This window comes from Flavobacterium microcysteis, assembly GCF_006385255.1.
Classification (GTDB): domain Bacteria; phylum Bacteroidota; class Bacteroidia; order Flavobacteriales; family Flavobacteriaceae; genus Flavobacterium; species Flavobacterium microcysteis.
The window spans coordinates 447114-462885 of the sequence record NZ_VFJE01000056.1; the positions used below are offsets into that span (position 1 = coordinate 447114).

General features: G+C 37.6%; 15 protein-coding genes. 13 read left to right on the forward strand and 2 right to left on the reverse strand.

The features are described from left to right. The first annotated feature begins 18 nt into the window (after positions 1 to 18). Both gldB and gldC read left to right on the forward strand, forming a co-directional pair. Positions 19 to 978, forward strand: coding sequence for a gliding motility lipoprotein GldB (gldB, locus tag FJA49_RS15655; protein WP_140001961.1), 960 nt, complete (start codon positions 19 to 21; stop codon positions 976 to 978). Next, the gene (gldC, locus tag FJA49_RS15660) at positions 978 to 1316 is read left to right on the forward strand and encodes a gliding motility protein GldC (RefSeq protein WP_199758393.1); all 339 of its coding nucleotides are present in this window, start codon (positions 978 to 980) and stop codon (positions 1314 to 1316) included. The genes gldB and gldC overlap by 1 nt, the downstream gene beginning before the upstream one ends. A 53-nt stretch (positions 1317 to 1369) precedes the next feature. Here gldC and yihA read toward each other — a convergent pair whose 3' ends face one another. After that, a complete protein-coding gene (gene yihA / locus FJA49_RS15665) occupies positions 1370 to 1990 on the reverse strand; it encodes a ribosome biogenesis GTP-binding protein YihA/YsxC (RefSeq protein ID WP_140001963.1) in 621 nt (206 codons plus the stop codon). Positions 1991 to 2089: 99 nt separating this feature from the next. Continuing rightward, the gene (locus FJA49_RS15670) at positions 2090 to 2854 is read right to left on the reverse strand and encodes an alpha/beta fold hydrolase (RefSeq protein ID WP_140001965.1); all 765 of its coding nucleotides are present in this window, start codon (positions 2852 to 2854) and stop codon (positions 2090 to 2092) included. Positions 2855 to 3285: 431 nt separating this feature from the next. Between FJA49_RS15670 and mraZ the strand changes: the two genes are divergently transcribed. The 11 genes from mraZ (at position 3286) to FJA49_RS15725 (ending at position 15771) form a co-directional block, all read left to right on the forward strand. Continuing rightward, positions 3286 to 3759 (forward strand): division/cell wall cluster transcriptional repressor MraZ, encoded by a 474-nt coding sequence (gene mraZ / locus FJA49_RS15675; protein WP_140001967.1) that lies wholly within the window; start codon positions 3286 to 3288, stop codon positions 3757 to 3759. Continuing rightward, on the forward strand, positions 3734 to 4642 hold the full coding sequence (gene rsmH, locus FJA49_RS15680; protein ID WP_199758394.1) for a 16S rRNA (cytosine(1402)-N(4))-methyltransferase RsmH: 909 nt from the start codon (positions 3734 to 3736) through the stop codon (positions 4640 to 4642). The genes mraZ and rsmH overlap by 26 nt, the downstream gene beginning before the upstream one ends. An 88-nt stretch (positions 4643 to 4730) precedes the next feature. After that, complete coding sequence (locus FJA49_RS15685; RefSeq protein ID WP_140001972.1) at positions 4731 to 5078, forward strand: FtsL-like putative cell division protein; 348 nt, start codon at positions 4731 to 4733, stop codon at positions 5076 to 5078. Next, positions 5069 to 7066 carry a penicillin-binding protein gene (locus FJA49_RS15690; RefSeq protein WP_140001974.1) on the forward strand — a complete coding sequence of 666 codons (1998 nt, stop codon included), beginning with the start codon at positions 5069 to 5071 and terminating at the stop codon, positions 7064 to 7066. The genes FJA49_RS15685 and FJA49_RS15690 overlap by 10 nt, the downstream gene beginning before the upstream one ends. Further along, the gene (locus FJA49_RS15695) at positions 7063 to 8526 is read left to right on the forward strand and encodes a UDP-N-acetylmuramoyl-L-alanyl-D-glutamate--2,6-diaminopimelate ligase (RefSeq protein WP_199758395.1); all 1464 of its coding nucleotides are present in this window, start codon (positions 7063 to 7065) and stop codon (positions 8524 to 8526) included. Before FJA49_RS15690 ends, FJA49_RS15695 begins: the two co-directional genes overlap by 4 nt. A 7-nt stretch (positions 8527 to 8533) precedes the next feature. Beyond that, complete coding sequence (gene mraY / locus FJA49_RS15700) at positions 8534 to 9757, forward strand: phospho-N-acetylmuramoyl-pentapeptide-transferase (protein ID WP_140001976.1); 1224 nt, start codon at positions 8534 to 8536, stop codon at positions 9755 to 9757. After that, positions 9758 to 11095, forward strand: coding sequence for a UDP-N-acetylmuramoyl-L-alanine--D-glutamate ligase (murD, locus tag FJA49_RS15705; RefSeq protein ID WP_140001978.1), 1338 nt, complete (start codon positions 9758 to 9760; stop codon positions 11093 to 11095). Between the two features lie 45 nt (positions 11096 to 11140). Then, positions 11141 to 12457, forward strand: a complete 1317-nt coding sequence (locus FJA49_RS15710) for an FtsW/RodA/SpoVE family cell cycle protein (RefSeq protein ID WP_140001980.1) — start codon at positions 11141 to 11143, stop codon at positions 12455 to 12457. A 69-nt stretch (positions 12458 to 12526) separates the two neighbouring features. Beyond that, a complete protein-coding gene (gene murG / locus FJA49_RS15715; RefSeq protein ID WP_140001982.1) occupies positions 12527 to 13630 on the forward strand; it encodes an undecaprenyldiphospho-muramoylpentapeptide beta-N-acetylglucosaminyltransferase in 1104 nt (367 codons plus the stop codon). Between the two features lie 79 nt (positions 13631 to 13709). Continuing rightward, on the forward strand, positions 13710 to 15059 hold the full coding sequence (gene murC / locus FJA49_RS15720) for a UDP-N-acetylmuramate--L-alanine ligase (protein WP_140001984.1): 1350 nt from the start codon (positions 13710 to 13712) through the stop codon (positions 15057 to 15059). Continuing rightward, complete coding sequence (locus tag FJA49_RS15725) at positions 15046 to 15771, forward strand: cell division protein FtsQ/DivIB (protein ID WP_140001986.1); 726 nt, start codon at positions 15046 to 15048, stop codon at positions 15769 to 15771. Before murC ends, FJA49_RS15725 begins: the two co-directional genes overlap by 14 nt. Position 15772: the final 1 nt, after the last annotated feature.

Here is a 15772-nt window from a genome sequence, read left to right on the forward strand (position 1 = left end):
ATACTAACAAAAATATAAATGAGAAAACTCACTTTTTTATTGATGGCTACAGCCTTTTTTATCTCATGTGATAAAAAGGACAAGGTAGAAAAAGCAATAGAAGAAGTTCCCGTGGAGCTTACTGTAGAACGTTTTGATAAGATTTTTTATGAATCGAATCCTGGAGAGCTGTCAAAAATAAAACAGCAATATCCTTATTTTTTTCCGGCTGGAAATGAAGATACGGTTTGGACAAATAAGATGAAAAACCCCTTATTAAGACAAGTACATGATGAGGTTCAGAAAAAATTTGGCAACTTTCAGAAGGAAAGAGGCGATTTAGAAGAGCTTTTCCGTCATATTAAATACTATTTTCCTGAAACAAATCTGCCAAAGGTTGTAACGCTGATTTCGGAAGTAGATACAGATAACAAAGTAATCTATGCGGACACCCTTTTATTAGTTTCGTTAGATGTATATCTTGGAAAAGATCATGAGTTCTATGGAGGATTCCCGGAATACCAAAGAAAGACTTTTGAAAAATCCCAACTTCTTTCAGATGTGGTTTCAAGTTTTTCAGTACGAAAAATTGCACCGCCAACAGATAGAACGCTGCTTTCGCAAATGGTGTATTTTGGCAAAGAGCTATATATGAAAGATTTGTTGATTCCACAGGTTTCAGATGCAGATAAGATTGGATATACACCGGAACAGATTCTTTGGAGTCAGGAAAATGAAGGGTACATCTGGCGTTATTTTGTAGATGAAAAACTATTATACGATTCTGATCCAAAGTTGCCTGGAAGATTTATCAACCCGGCGCCATTCTCTAAATTTTATTTGGAAATCGATAACGAGTCGCCAGGTCAGATAGGAATGTGGATAGGATGGCAAATTGTTCGTTCTTATATGAAAAACAATGATGTATCTTTGCAGCAATTATTGCAGACTGATGCAAAAGAAATTTTTGATAAATCCAAATACAAACCAAAAAAGTAATGTCAAAAAAAATAACTTCAGAGATAAAAATTACAGTTGAGCTTGATGAAAACAGAGTTCCGGAAAAACTTTTCTGGGCTGCTCAGGACGGTGGTGTGGTTCAGGAAGAATCTAAGGCCATGATGCTTTCGTTTTGGGATAGCAACGTGCAGGAAACCATGAGAATTGACCTTTGGACAAAAGATATGCCGGTTGATGAAATGAAGAAATTCTTTCACCAAAGCCTTGTTGCTATGGCTGATACTTTTCAAAGAGCAACTGACGATGAGAAAATGTCAGATACTATGAGAGACTTCTGTGATTATTTTGCAGAAAAAATGGACCTAAAAGCGGAATAAGTAAAGCTGGAAGATAAAAAAAGCGGACTCATAAATGGGTCCGCTTTTTTTTATTAAAAATTATTTAAGTCTTTAAAAACTTCAGTATTGATTTCGTCTATATAGCTTAACAGCTTTTCTTTTCCGGTTCCTTCTGTAGATGAAGTAACAAAATAAGGCGGCATTTCCTCCCAATTGTTTGCTAAAAGCTTTTTGCGATAGGCGGCTACATGCGAATCGGTTTTGGTTTTACTGATTTTGTCGGCTTTGGTAAAAATGATACAGAAAGGAACTTCTATTTCTCCAAGATACGTTATAAACTCCAAATCAATAGCCTGGGCTTCAAGACGGATATCAATTAATACGAAAGCGCAAACCAGCTGTTCTCTCTTTTCAAAATAATCGGTGATGAACTGTTGGAATACTTCTTTAGTCTTTTTTGAAACTCGGGCATAACCATAACCTGGCAAATCGACCAAAAACCAGTTGTTGTTGATTTTAAAATGGTTAATAAGCTGCGTTTTTCCAGGTCTTCCTGAAGTTTTCGCAAGGCTTTTATGGTTAGTCAGCATATTGATCAGTGAAGACTTTCCTACATTCGATCTTCCAATGAATGCATACTCAGGAAGGCGTTCTTGAGGACATTTGCTGACTTCAGAATTGCTGACAACAAATTCGGCGGTATTGATTTTCATAACACGTATTCGATTTCTGCAAAGGTAGTCAAAAAAAATAACCGCAGTTTTCTGGAAAAATCCGTAAAAACTGCGGTTACTTATTATACTGTGTACAAATTATAAATGTGTCTTTTGCAGCCAGTCGTGCATCAGGTTATTGAATTCGTCTGGATGTTCCATCATTGGAGCGTGTCCACATTTGTCAATCCAGTAAAGGCTTGAGTTAGGTAGTAACTGGTGGAATTCTTCTGCAACCTCAGGTGGAGTTACCTTGTCATTTTTTCCCCAGATAATACAAGTAGGAACGTGCATTTTTGGCAAATCCTTAGCCATATTATGGCGGATGGCGCTTTTAGCAATCGTTAAGGTCTTGATCAGTTTGATTCTGTCATTAGCCATTGCATAGACTTCGTCAACAATTTCTTTAGTGGCTATTTTTGGATCGTAAAAAACATCACCTGCTTTTTTCTGAATATACTCATAATCACCTCTGCGAGGATAACTATCACCCATAGCGCTTTCATAAAGACCGGAGCTTCCTGTGATTACCAGTCCAAGCATTTTTTCAGGATACATTTTGGTGTGATACAAAGCGATATGGCCGCCAAGCGAATTTCCTAAAAGAATTACGCGTTCATAGCCTTTGAAGGTGATAAAGTCTTTGACATATTTGGCAAAAGCTTTAACGTTCGTTTTCAATATGCTTTGTGTGTAGATAGGGAGTTCAGGGATGACGACTTTATATCCATGTTTTGGGAAGTATTCTGCAACGCCGTCAAAATTGCTTAATCCTCCCATAAGTCCGTGAAGAATAACGATGGGCGTCCCTTCGCCGGTTTCAAAATATTTGTATTTACCTTCTTTTATTAAGTGTTCTTCCATTGATTGTTTTAGGCATTTCAAATTCACACAAATATATGATTTTATAGATAAAAACGAATTTTTGGTATGATAATTTACTTTTAAAATTTAAGCTGAATTTTTTAAGCTGTAAGTAATTTCCAACGAAAACGTTTTCTCTGGCTTTTGGATACGTAAAATAGTATCAATCAATTATTTCGGTTTTTTATTCTTCCGACTTTCTTTTTGAAAATGTGTAAAATTTCTAATGCAAATCACAAATCCCTTGTTGAATTTGTCGGCAAAGTTAAATTTAGTTAAAATATTAGCAATAAAACTTAATGTTTTGAATGGCTGTTATTTGTCTTTTTGAGGTATATAGTGGTAAAACTTATCAACAAAGTGGTAGATTGTGGTAAATTGTGGTAATTATTTTTCTACATTTGCTATGAAACAATGAAAAACGTAACTCATTGAATACCATTATTGGAACATATGAATGTAAGATAGATGCCAAAGGGCGTGTGCTTCTGCCTGCTCCTTTGAAAAAGCAGCTGACGGATTCATTGAACGATGGTTTCGTGTTGAAACGTTCCGTGTTTCAGCCTTGTTTGGAACTGTATCCTATGGCCGAATGGAATTTGATGATGCAGAAAATTAACAAGCTGAACCGCTTTGTAAAGAAGAACAATGATTTTATCAGACGTTTTACGGCAGGAGTAAAAGTGGTAGAAATTGATAATTTGGGAAGGCTACTCATTCCGAAAGACCTGATGACTTTTGGTAATATTTCAAAAGACTTAGTGTTGTCTTCGGCAGTGAATATTGTTGAGATTTGGGATAAAGACTTGTACGAAAAATCAATTTCAGGCGATGATGTAGATTTTGCAGATTTGGCTGAAGATGTAATGGGAAATATAAATGACGACGACAATGGAATATCATAATCCGGTTTTACTGAAAGAAACTGTAGATGGTTTGGATATCAAGCCAGATGGAGTGTATGTGGATGTGACTTTCGGTGGTGGCGGTCATTCAAGAGAGATTCTGAAGCGCTTGGGGCCAAATGGAAGGTTGTATGCCTTCGACCAGGATGAGGACGCACTGGCAAATGCTCTTGATGACGAACGATTTAAGCTGATTAATGAAAATTTCAGATTCATCAAAAGATTTTTAAGATTCCACAATGTGAAAAACGTTGATGGAATTTTGGCTGATTTAGGGGTGTCTTCTCATCAATTTGATGTTGCAGAAAGAGGCTTTTCAACTCGCTTCGATGCGGAGTTGGATATGAGGATGAGTCAAAAAAATGATTTGAGTGCCTATGGTGTTGTCAATGAATATGACGAGGCAAATTTACGCCGTGTGTTTTATGACTATGGTGAGTTGAAAAATGCTCCTGCGATTGCAAGGGTGATTTTGGAGGCTAGAGAACATGGTGATATCAGAAACACAGAGCAGCTGAAAGCTGTCTTAAGCCGATTTTTGCCAGCTCACAAAAGCAACAAGATTTTGGCACAAATCTATCAGGCTATCCGAATCGAAGTCAACCAGGAAATGGATGTCCTAAAAGAATTTTTAGAACAATCTCTGGAAATATTAAAACCTGGCGGACGCTTGAGCGTGATTTCATATCACTCACTGGAAGATCGTCTGGTAAAAAGATATATCAAGAATGGAATGTTTGAAGGAGAGCCGGAGCGTGATTTTTTCGGGAATTTTTCAGTTCCATTTAAGACAATCGGAAAACTGATTGTTCCAGATGATGCGGAAATCAGAATTAACAACAGAGCAAGAAGCGCAAAATTGAGGATTGCAGAGAAAGTATAAGGTTTGAGATTTAAGATTTCGGATTTCAGTAGAAGCCGTCAAAAATCATAAATCCAAAATCATAAATCCAAAATCCAAAATCGAAGGAATGAAAGGCGGAATTTACAGCATATTAAAAGCAAAATTTCTCATCAATGATGATGCGGCTAAAAATTGGCAGTTCATCATCTTTTTGATTGTATTGGCGCTGATAATGATTGCAAATACGCACAATTACGAGCAAAAAACATACAGGATTACAGAGCTGGATAAAGAAGTAAAAGAACTCCGTTCGGAATTTGTTGACAAACGTTCTGAATTGATGAAGCTGAAAATGGAATCGACCATTTCTGAAAAAATGGAAGTTAAAGGGATTTTTCCTTCATCGGTTCCTCCAAAAAAAATCAAGGTATTAAAAGAAAAAGAAAAGGGCTTTTTTGAAAAGTTATGGCAGTAGAAGAAAAAAATATTTCTTACAGGATTTATCTCGTTGCATTTGCAATCGTGATAATGGCTACTGGAATAATCGTAAAGCTCACCAATATTCAGTGGGTTGAAGGCGATTACTACAGAAAGCTGGCGAAAGACCGTACTGTGAAAAATTTTGTAATTCCTGCAAACAAAGGAAATGTGTATTCTGCTGACGGCAGCCTTTTGGCAACATCAATCCCGAATTACACCATCCGATTTGATGCTGTAGCGCCAAAAAAAGAAGACTTTAATAAAAATGTAGAAGCGCTTTCCGATTCGCTTTCAATTTTGTTAGGCAAGCCAAGTTCTTATTATCTGAATGAGTTCCGCAAAGCAAAGGCCAACAAAAACAGATATATGTTGCTTGCAAGAGGATTGAGCTATACGGAATATATGAAGGTGAAAACCTTTCCATTGTTCAATCTGGGAGCTAATAAAGGTGGCTTGATTACCGAGCAGAAAACGGTGAGAGAACATCCAATTGGCATGATTGCAAACAGAACCATCGGATATGAAAGAGAGTATGTGGATGGCGGAGTTGACGGAAAAGGAATCGAATGGGCTTTTAAAGATTATATCAACGGTAAAGACGGAAAAGTACTTAAGCAAAAAATAGCAAAAGGACAATGGAAACCAATCAGCGATAACAATCAGGTTGAGCCTCAAGATGGATATGATATCATTTCCACAATTGATGTTTACATACAGGATATTGCCCACCATGCTCTGTTGAAGCAGTTGGAATATTATGAAGCAGAACATGGATGTGTTGTCGTAATGGAAACAAAAACGGGAGAAGTGAAAGCGATTTCAAATCTTGGCAGGGCAGAAGATGGCAGCTATTCTGAAACATTAAACTATGCGGTTGCAGAGTCTCATGAACCGGGTTCTACTTTCAAACTGATTGATTTGATTGCGCTGCTAGATGATAAAAAAGTCGACACAAGCAAAGTATATGACAGCCGTGGAGGTGATATTACATACCATAACAGACATGTGAGAGATTCGAAAAAAGGAGGTTATGGAAAAGTTTCACTGGCAAGAGGATTTGAGCTTTCCTCAAATACGATTATGGTGCAGGCGGTCTACGAAAATTATAAAGACAACCCGATGGAGTTTGTCGGAAGGATTAATAAAATGGGATTGAACAAGCCATTAGGATTGCCTTTTAAAGGAGAAGGAGTTCCGTTTATTCCACAGCCAAAAACAAAACGCTGGAATGGGACATCACTTCCATGGATGGCTTTTGGTTATGGAGTTTCAATGACGCCTTTACAGTCGCTAACGGTTTACAATGCGGTTGCAAATAATGGCGAAATGGTAAAGCCAATCTTTGTAAAAGAAATCAAAGAGTGGAACAAAACCATTAAAAAATTTGATAAAGAAGTTATCAATCCAAAAATATGTTCTGACGAAACATTGAAAAAAGTCAGAAAAGTTCTTGAAAATACAGTAAAAAGAGGAACAGGGTCGAAGTTGTATTCCAAAGACTTTTCCATGGCCGGAAAAACTGGAACGGCACAAGTAGATTATGCCAAAGGAAAACATACAGATGCGATGTATTATGCGTCATCATTTGCAGGATACTTTCCAGCAGACAATCCGAAATATTCCTGCATTGTCATCATTCACAAACCAAGCAAGAGCAAAGGTTTTTATGGAGGTGATGTATCTGGACCGGTTTTCAAAAGAATCGCACAGAAGATTTTTACAGATGTTCCATCAACTAATGAAATTAAAAACCTGAATAGAAAAAGTATCAACCAGGATAAGGATTATGCAAAATATTCAGATTTAGTTTCAAAAGAAACAATCCCGAATGTGCAGGGAATGGCAGGAATGGATGCCGTAGCGCTTTTTGAAAACATGAAAATGAAAGTGAAAGTCATCGGAATCGGAAAAGTAAAAAAACAGTCTATCCCGCCAGGAGAAGCAATAGTAAAAAACAGAACCATAACATTAGAATTATCGTGATCATTCTAAAAGACATATTATATAAAGTTGCAATTGAAGCTGTAAAAGGTTCAACGGAAATTGCTATCAATGCCATCAATTTTGATTCAAGAAAAATCGAAACCAATGATGTGTTTATAGCTATCCGTGGTACTGTTGCAGACGGACATGAATACATAGAAACAGCTATAGGCAAAGGAGCCATAGCTATTATCTGTGATACTTTTCCGGAAAATATAGTTTCAGGCGTGACTTATGTTCAGGTAAAAGACACGAACAGAGCTTTGGCGTTTATTGCTTCTAATTATTATGGAAATCCATCAGCCAATTTAAGGTTGGTAGGAATCACAGGAACAAACGGGAAAACGACAATTGCATCCCTACTGTACCAATTATTCAAGAAAGCAGGCTATAAAGTAGGATTGCTTTCTACCGTAAAAAATGTGGTAGATGATGTGGAATACAAGTCGATGCTTACCACATCAGATTCCATCACAATCAATAAGTTCTTAAAAGAAATGAACGATGTGGGAGTAGAATACTGCTTCATGGAAGTTAGCTCGCACGGAATAGCTCAGAAAAGAACAGAAGGATTGCAGTTTGCAGGCGGTGTTTTTACAAATCTTTCGCACGATCATTTAGATTATCATAAAACGTTTGCAGAATACCGCGATGTTAAAAAGACATTTTTCGATCAGTTGCCAAAAGGTGCTTTTGCACTGGTAAACAGCGACGATAAAAATGGTCCAGTCATGCTGCAGAATACCAGTGCCAAAAAGCTGACCTATGCTCTAAAATCTTATGCTGATTACAGAGCGCAGATTTTAGAAAACCAGCTTACGGGACTTTTGCTAAAAATAAATGAGCAGGAAGTTTGGGTTCGATTAATAGGAACATTTAACGCCTACAACCTGTTGGCTATTTATGGAACAGCTATCGAATTAGGATTAGACAATATGGAAGTTTTGAGATTACTTTCTGAATTGGAAAGTGTTTCCGGAAGATTCCAATATATTATTTCCAAAGGAAATATCACTGCTGTTGTGGATTATGCACATACGCCAGATGCTTTGGAAAATGTACTAAAAACAATTGATGATATCCGCACCAAAAATGAACAACTGATTACAATCGTTGGTTGTGGAGGTGACAGAGATAGAACCAAACGCCCAATAATGGCAAACATTGCCTCATCATTGAGTGACAAGGCGATACTAACTTCTGACAATCCAAGAACGGAAGACCCGGAAGCTATTATTCTAGAAATGGAAAAAGGTGTTGAGCCTCAAAATTATAAAAAAACACTTGCTATCGTAGATAGAAAACAAGCTATAAAAACAGCTTGCCAGCTGGCTCAGCCAAACGATATCATACTGATAGCAGGAAAAGGACATGAGACATACCAGGAAATTAATGGTGTGCGTCATGATTTTGACGACATGAAGATTGTAACAGAACTTTTAGAACAACTGAATAAATAGAGAAACTATGCTATACTATCTATTTGACTACTTAAACCAGATGGACATTCCAGGAACCGGAGTTTTCCAATACATAACGTTCCGTTCCGGTTTGGCAATCATACTTTCGCTATTGATTTCAACAGTCTTCGGGAAAAAGATTATCAACTTCTTAAGAAGACAGCAGGTTGGGGAAACAGTTCGTGAGCTAGGCCTTGCGGGACAAAATGAAAAAGCAGGAACACCTACAATGGGTGGGCTGATTATCATTGTTGCAACGCTGGTTCCGGTTTTATTGTTAGCCAAATTAAACAATATCTATATCCTTTTACTGATTGTAACCACGCTTTGGATGGGAACTATCGGGTTCATAGATGATTATATCAAAATCTTCAAGAAAGATAAAGAAGGTCTAAAAGGAAGATTTAAAGTTATCGGACAAGTAGGGTTGGGATTAATTGTTGGTACAGTTTTGTATTTCCATCCTAGTGTTACGGTAAGAACCGATACGGGCAATACCAACATTTTTGCGACAAATCAGACAACAGTTTCGGCTGTTCCATTAGAAGAAAAATCTACGGCTACGACAATTCCGTTTTTCAAAGACAATGAATTTGATTACGCAGAATTGCTTTCATGGGCTGGAGACGATTATAGAGATTATGCCTGGTTGATTTTTATCCCGGTTGTAATCTTTATCATCACGGCAGTATCAAATGGAGCAAATCTTACTGACGGTATTGATGGACTCGCAGCAGGAACCTCGGCTATTTCGGTCATTGCGATCGGTATCTTCACGTTTGTGTCGGGAAACATTATTTTCTCAAATTACCTGAATATAATGTATATCCCCAGCTCGGGAGAAATGACGGTCTATATTGCCTCCTTTGTTGGAGCACTTGTCGGATTCCTCTGGTACAATACCTACCCGGCAACCGTATTTATGGGTGACACAGGAAGTTTGACCATCGGTGGAATTATCGCTGTTTTAGCTATTGCAGTCAGAAAAGAATTAATGATTCCGGTATTGTGCGGTATTTTCTTGGCAGAAAATCTCTCCGTCGTCCTACAGGTATCTTATTTTAAATATACGAAGAAACGTTTCGGCGAAGGCCGAAGAATATTTTTGATGTCGCCATTGCATCACCATTACCAGAAGAAGGGTTACCATGAAAGTAAGATTGTAACCCGCTTCTGGATCGTGGGAATTTTATTGGCAATTCTTTCAATCGTAACCTTAAAATTAAGGTAGATGGAAAAAAGATTGGTCATTTTAGGAGGTGGAGAAAGCGGTGTAGGCACGGCAATCCTCGGGAAGAAAAAAGGATACGACGTTTTTGTATCGGATTTTGGAAAGATAAAAAACAATTACAAAGAAGTTCTTGGTCTTCATGGCATAAAATGGGAAGAAGAAAAGCATACGGAAGACTTGATTCTTAATGCTGATGTGGTGATGAAAAGTCCCGGGATTCCTGAAAAATCTCCAATGGTAAAAAAACTTATGGAGAAAGGCATAGCGGTAATTTCTGAAATTGAATTTGCGGCCCAGTACACAAAAGCAATAACGGTTGGTATCACCGGAAGCAACGGAAAAACCACCACTACCATGCTGACCTATCATTTGCTAAAACAAGGAGGCTTGAATGTAGGATTAGCCGGGAATGTTGGGAAAAGCTTCGCCTGGCAAGTTGCAGAAGGCAAACACGATATATACGTTCTTGAATTAAGCAGCTTTCAGCTCGATGGAATTATAGATTACAAGCCGCATATTGCCATAATAACCAATATTAGCCCTGACCATTTAGACCGATACGATTACGATTACGGAAAATACATCGCTTCAAAATTCAGGATAACGGAAAACCAGACGGAAGAAGATTACCTGATTTATGATGCTGATGACGAAGCCATCCACAACTGGCTAAAAATGAATAAAACAAAAGCGCAACTGCTGCCTTTTTCAATGACAAAAACAATTGAAAACGGAGCTTATGCAAAAGAAGATACAATCAATATAAACATCAATAACGAAGAATTTGTTATGCCACAAGACAAACTAGCCTTAGAAGGAAAACACAACGTGAAAAATGCAATGGCAGCCGCTACGGTTGCGCAATTATTGCGAATCAGAAAATCCACAATCCGTGAAAGCCTTTCTGATTTTCAGGGTGTGGAGCATCGTTTGGAAAAAGTGCTTAAAATTCAAAACGTGCAATATGTGAACGATTCAAAAGCTACAAATGTAAATGCTGCATTTTATGCTTTGGATAGTATGAACACGCCAACAGTATGGATTGTGGGTGGTGTTGATAAAGGCAATGACTATACGGAATTGATGCCATTGGTGCGTGAAAAAGTAAAGGCAATCATCTGTCTTGGTATTGACAATAAAAAAATTATCGATGCTTTTGGTGATGTTGTTGATGAATTGATTGAGGCGCAAAACATGAAAGACGCTGTGAAATATGCTCAAAGAATGGCAGAGAAAGGCGATACAGTATTGCTGTCACCGGCTTGTGCTAGCTTTGATCTGTTTGAGAATTATGAAGACAGAGGAAGACAGTTTAAGCAGGCTGTTCAAAACCTATAGCAATTATCTGGTTTTTTAGATAAAAGGAAATAAAGAAGGGGAATTATGAAAGAGTTAATAAACAATCTTAAAGGAGACAAAGTCATTTGGGCATTCATCGCTCTATTGGCATTGATTTCGTTTATGCCTGTTTATAGCGCAAGTAGTAATTTGGCATACGGTGCAAATGGTTCAGGAAACACAGTCAGTTTTTTGATAAAACATTTTGCCCATGTTGGTATTGGATTCCTGATAGTCTACATGGTGCATAAAATTCCATACCATTATTTCAAGGCCATCTCTATGATTGCTTTGCCAATTGTGGGATTGTTGCTGTTATACACTCTTTTTCAAGGAAAAACCATTGGCGGAGCAAATGCAAGCCGTTGGATTCAGATTCCATTTGTAGGAATCAGTTTCCAGACATCAACATTGGCATCGATGGTGCTGATGATTTATGTAGCAAGATACTTAGCCAAAAAACGAGAAATTGAAGATACATTTCAGAAATCGGTAATCGAGTTGTGGTTACCTGTTTTTGCTATCATAATGCTAATCCTGCCTGCCAACTTTTCTACAGCTGCATTGATTTTTTCAATGGTTGTTATGCTGGTTTTCGTAGGGAAATATCCTTTAAAATACCTTGGGATTGTCATCGGGGCTGGTGTAATAAGTCTCGCCTTTTTTATCCTGGTGGCAAAAAATTTTCCAGACGCCTTTCCAAACCGTGTGGATACTTGGGTAAGCCGTATTGAAAATTTTACAAGCGACAAGCCAGATGAGGATAATTACCAGATTGAAAAAGCAAAAATTGCAATAGCCACCGGCGGAATTTATGGCGTAGGTCCCGGGAAAAGTATACAGAAAAATTTCCTGCCGCAGTCTTCTTCGGATTTTATCTATGCGATTATTGTGGAAGAAAACGGATTGCTTGGTGCGCTTACTGTAATGTTCTTATACATCATGCTTTTCATCCGATTCCTGATTGCTTCACATAAGGCCAATACGCTGTTTGGAAAACTATTGGTTGTAGGACTAGGTTTCCCGATTGTATTTCAAGCATTGATTAATATGGCAGTTGCTGTAGAATTATTACCAGTAACGGGACAAACCTTACCACTAATCAGTAGCGGGGGAAGTTCAATCTGGATGACCTGCGTTTCGTTAGGAATTATTCTAAGCGTGACCAAAAAAGATGAAGAAATCGCTCAGGAAAATCTTGAAAAAGCACAAAGAGAAGAAGCGCTTCAAAGACTGATTGAGAGAGAAATGAATGGCGAAAATGACTCGGAAGAAGAAGAAAAGCCTACAAGTGAAAAAGAACCACAATATGCAATTGAAGATGTAAGCGACAATCCGATGAAAGCGGTAATGGGGAAGTGATTTGAGATTGTTGATTTAAGATATAAGATTATAAGATGGCAGGGTGATCTGCGACAAAAGAAATAAAAAATGCAAAAACTAAAATTCATATTAAGCGGAGGCGGAACTGGCGGGCATATTTACCCTGCAGTTGCCATTGCTAATGAATTGAAAAATCGTTTTCCAGATTGTGAAATCTTATTCGTAGGAGCAAAAGACAAAATGGAAATGCAAAAAGTTCCGCAAGCCGGATATCCAATCAAAGGATTATGGATTGCAGGAATACAAAGAAGGCTTACGCTTGACAACATGATGTTTCCTTTTAAATTGATGGACAGCTTGCTGAAATCAAGAAAAATTGTAAAGGAATTCAAGCCAAATGTAGCCATAGGAACAGGAGGCTTTGCAAGCGGTCCGTTATTAAAAGCGGCGGGTTCTGCAGGAATTCCAACGGTAATCCAGGAGCAGAATTCATATCCGGGCATTACAAATAAATGGTTGAGTGGTAACGCCAGCAAAATATGTGTGGCTTATGAAAACCTGGAACGATTTTTTCCAAAAGAGAAGATAGTTTTCACAGGAAATCCTGTCCGTCAGGATTTGATTGACATAAAAGGCAAGAAAAAAGAAAGCAGGGACTATTTTAAACTGGACCCGGATAAAAAAGTGTTACTGGTTTTGGGTGGAAGTTTGGGTTCCAGAAGAATCAACCAGCTAATTGCAAAAGAACTGGTGAATTTTATATCACAGGATGTTCAGGTAGTTTGGCAATGTGGAAAATTCTATATCGAAGAATATAAGCATTTCAATGAAAAAGAAAATGTACAGGTAACGGCATTTATTGATAGAATGGATTTGGCCTACGCAGCGGCAGATGTGATTATTTCAAGAGCAGGAGCCTCATCAGTTTCTGAACTATGTTTGGTAGGGAAGCCAGTCATTTTTATCCCGTCGCCAAATGTAGCCGAAGACCATCAGACAAAAAATGCAAAAGCCATCGTTGATAAAAATGGCGCATTGATGATGAAAGAAAATGAATTGGATACTCAATTCACTTCAACATTTAATAAGCTTTTAGGAGATAAGACCCTTCAGGAAAGCTTAGGGGAAAACATAAAAAAAATGGCAATGCCAAATGCAACGAAAGACATCGTTGATGAAATAATAAAATTAATTGAAAGTCAAAAGGTGTAAAGTCAAAAGACAAAAGTCTTAAAGTCGAAAGTCTTTAGACTTTAAGATCTTATAACTTTAGACTAAAAAATAAAAAAAAATGAATTTGAATCAGATACATAACGTTTACTTTATCGGAATCGGCGGGATCGGAATGAGTGCTTTGGCACGCTATTTCAAGGCTATCGGTAAAAACGTATCTGGATATGACAAGACGGAAACAGAGCTAACAAAAGAACTGGAAGCTTTAGGAATAGAAATTCATTTTGAAGATAGCATTGCTTTAATTCCAAAAGACTATTATGCGGAAAATACGCTGGTCATAATAACGCCTGCGGTTCCAAAAACGCATTCGGAATGGAACTATTTCCTTGAAAGAGAATATCAGGTCAAGAAAAGAGCTGAAGTATTGGGAATAATTACAAAAGACACCTTCTGTTTTGCTGTAGCAGGAACACACGGAAAAACCACTACATCGAGTATTTTAGGACATATTCTGTATGAAAGTGGAGCAGATGTTACGGCATTTTTGGGAGGAATCGTAGAAAACTATAATTCCAACCTAATTGGTAGCGGGAAAACAGTAACAGTTGTTGAAGCTGATGAATTTGACCGCTCATTCTTGCATTTGTATCCGGATATCGCATGCGTAACCTCTATGGATGCAGATCATTTGGATATATACGGCGATACGGCTTCAATCGAAGCATCTTTTGTTGAATTTGCGGATAAAGTAAAAGATAAGGAAAAACTATTTGTTGTAAAAGATCTTCCGTTGGAAGGAATTTCTGTAGCAGTAAATGAGGAGGCAGATTACAAGGCCTTCAACATACGAATTGAAAACAGTGCCTATGTTTTTGATGTGCAGACGCCATCAGAAATCATAAAAGACATACGGTTTAATTTGCCGGGAAAACACAATTTAACGAACGCCCTTATAGCTTTGGCGATGGCATATACCTACGGCACCCCGACCGAGGCCATTGCCAAGGCATTATTTACATTCAAAGGCGTAAAACGTAGATTCTCCTATCAAATTAAAGAAGAAAATTTAGTTTATATTGATGATTATGCGCATCATCCAACAGAAATAAATGCGGTGCATCAGGCGGTTTCGGAGCTATATCCGGAAGATAAAGTCCTGGCAATTTTTCAGCCGCATTTGTTTAGCAGAACCAAAGATTTTATCGACGGTTTTGCATCGAGCTTATCCGCTTTTGACGAAGTAATCCTTTTGGATATTTATCCGGCAAGAGAACTTCCGGTAGAAGGAGTAAACTCAGCATGGTTGTTGGGAAAGATTGATAATCCGAATAAAAAACTGGTGTCAAAAGACAACCTGATTTCGGAAATTTTAAAAAGCGATGCTAAAGTTGTTGTGACAATCGGAGCAGGCGATATAGGAGAATTAGTGAAACCAATTAAACAAGCTTTACATGAAAAAGTTTAACTGGACAAACATTAAATTGGTACTGATGTTCGCATTGGTGATTTTTCTGTATTCGTTCACTTCAAAGAGAAATGAAGAGCGAAAATTGAAAAAATATGTAGTAGAATTTGTCAATGAAAAAAGTCCATTTATTACACAAGAAGCGGTTAATAAATTGTTAATAGAAAATAATGCAGCCCCTACCAGCATTCAAAAAGATGAATTAGATTTGAATAAGTTGGAGAAAAACCTCAATAATCACAATATGATCGAAAAGTGTGAAGTATTTGTGAGTGTTGATGGTGTCCTAAAAGCAGTTGTGAAACAAAAGACGCCCGTAGCCCGGGTGTTTGACGGTAATGGTTCTTTTTATGTTGATTATGAAGGACATGAGATGCCATTATCAGACAATTTTACAGCTAGAGTTCCAATGGTTACGGGGGGTATTAGCAGTACAAATAAAGAAGAACTAAACAAGGTTTTTCGTTACATCTATGACGATGAATTTTTGCATAAAAATATCATTGGCATACAGGTTTTGCCGAATGGTAGCCTGAAAATGATGAACAGAAATTTTGATTATGTTATCGATTTCGGAAGAACCATCAATGTAGATAGGAAGTTCAAGAATTATAAAGCCTTTTTTCAAAAGGCAATTCAGGACAGTTTGATAAATAAATACAAGACAGTAAATCTGAAGTTTACACAGCAAGTAGTGTGCACCAAAAATTAGG

What these genes read in the sequence shown, in the direction of transcription:
- FJA49_RS15670 (WP_140001965.1), bottom strand. Translation starts at nt 2,854, where the DNA reads ATGGAAGAACACTTAATAAAAGAAGGTAAATACAAATATTTTGAAACC.
- rsmH (WP_199758394.1), top strand. Translation starts at nt 3,734, where the DNA reads ATGACGACGACAATGGAATATCATAATCCGGTTTTACTGAAAGAAACT.
- FJA49_RS15725 (WP_140001986.1), top strand. Translation starts at nt 15,046, where the DNA reads ATGAAAAAGTTTAACTGGACAAACATTAAATTGGTACTGATGTTCGCA.
- FJA49_RS15685 (WP_140001972.1), top strand. Translation starts at nt 4,731, where the DNA reads ATGAAAGGCGGAATTTACAGCATATTAAAAGCAAAATTTCTCATCAAT.
- murG (WP_140001982.1), top strand. Translation starts at nt 12,527, where the DNA reads ATGCAAAAACTAAAATTCATATTAAGCGGAGGCGGAACTGGCGGGCAT.
- FJA49_RS15710 (WP_140001980.1), top strand. Translation starts at nt 11,141, where the DNA reads ATGAAAGAGTTAATAAACAATCTTAAAGGAGACAAAGTCATTTGGGCA.
- gldC (WP_199758393.1), top strand. Translation starts at nt 978, where the DNA reads ATGTCAAAAAAAATAACTTCAGAGATAAAAATTACAGTTGAGCTTGAT.
- murC (WP_140001984.1), top strand. Translation starts at nt 13,710, where the DNA reads ATGAATTTGAATCAGATACATAACGTTTACTTTATCGGAATCGGCGGG.
- FJA49_RS15690 (WP_140001974.1), top strand. Translation starts at nt 5,069, where the DNA reads ATGGCAGTAGAAGAAAAAAATATTTCTTACAGGATTTATCTCGTTGCA.
- gldB (WP_140001961.1), top strand. Translation starts at nt 19, where the DNA reads ATGAGAAAACTCACTTTTTTATTGATGGCTACAGCCTTTTTTATCTCA.
- murD (WP_140001978.1), top strand. Translation starts at nt 9,758, where the DNA reads ATGGAAAAAAGATTGGTCATTTTAGGAGGTGGAGAAAGCGGTGTAGGC.
- mraY (WP_140001976.1), top strand. Translation starts at nt 8,534, where the DNA reads ATGCTATACTATCTATTTGACTACTTAAACCAGATGGACATTCCAGGA.
- yihA (WP_140001963.1), bottom strand. Translation starts at nt 1,990, where the DNA reads ATGAAAATCAATACCGCCGAATTTGTTGTCAGCAATTCTGAAGTCAGC.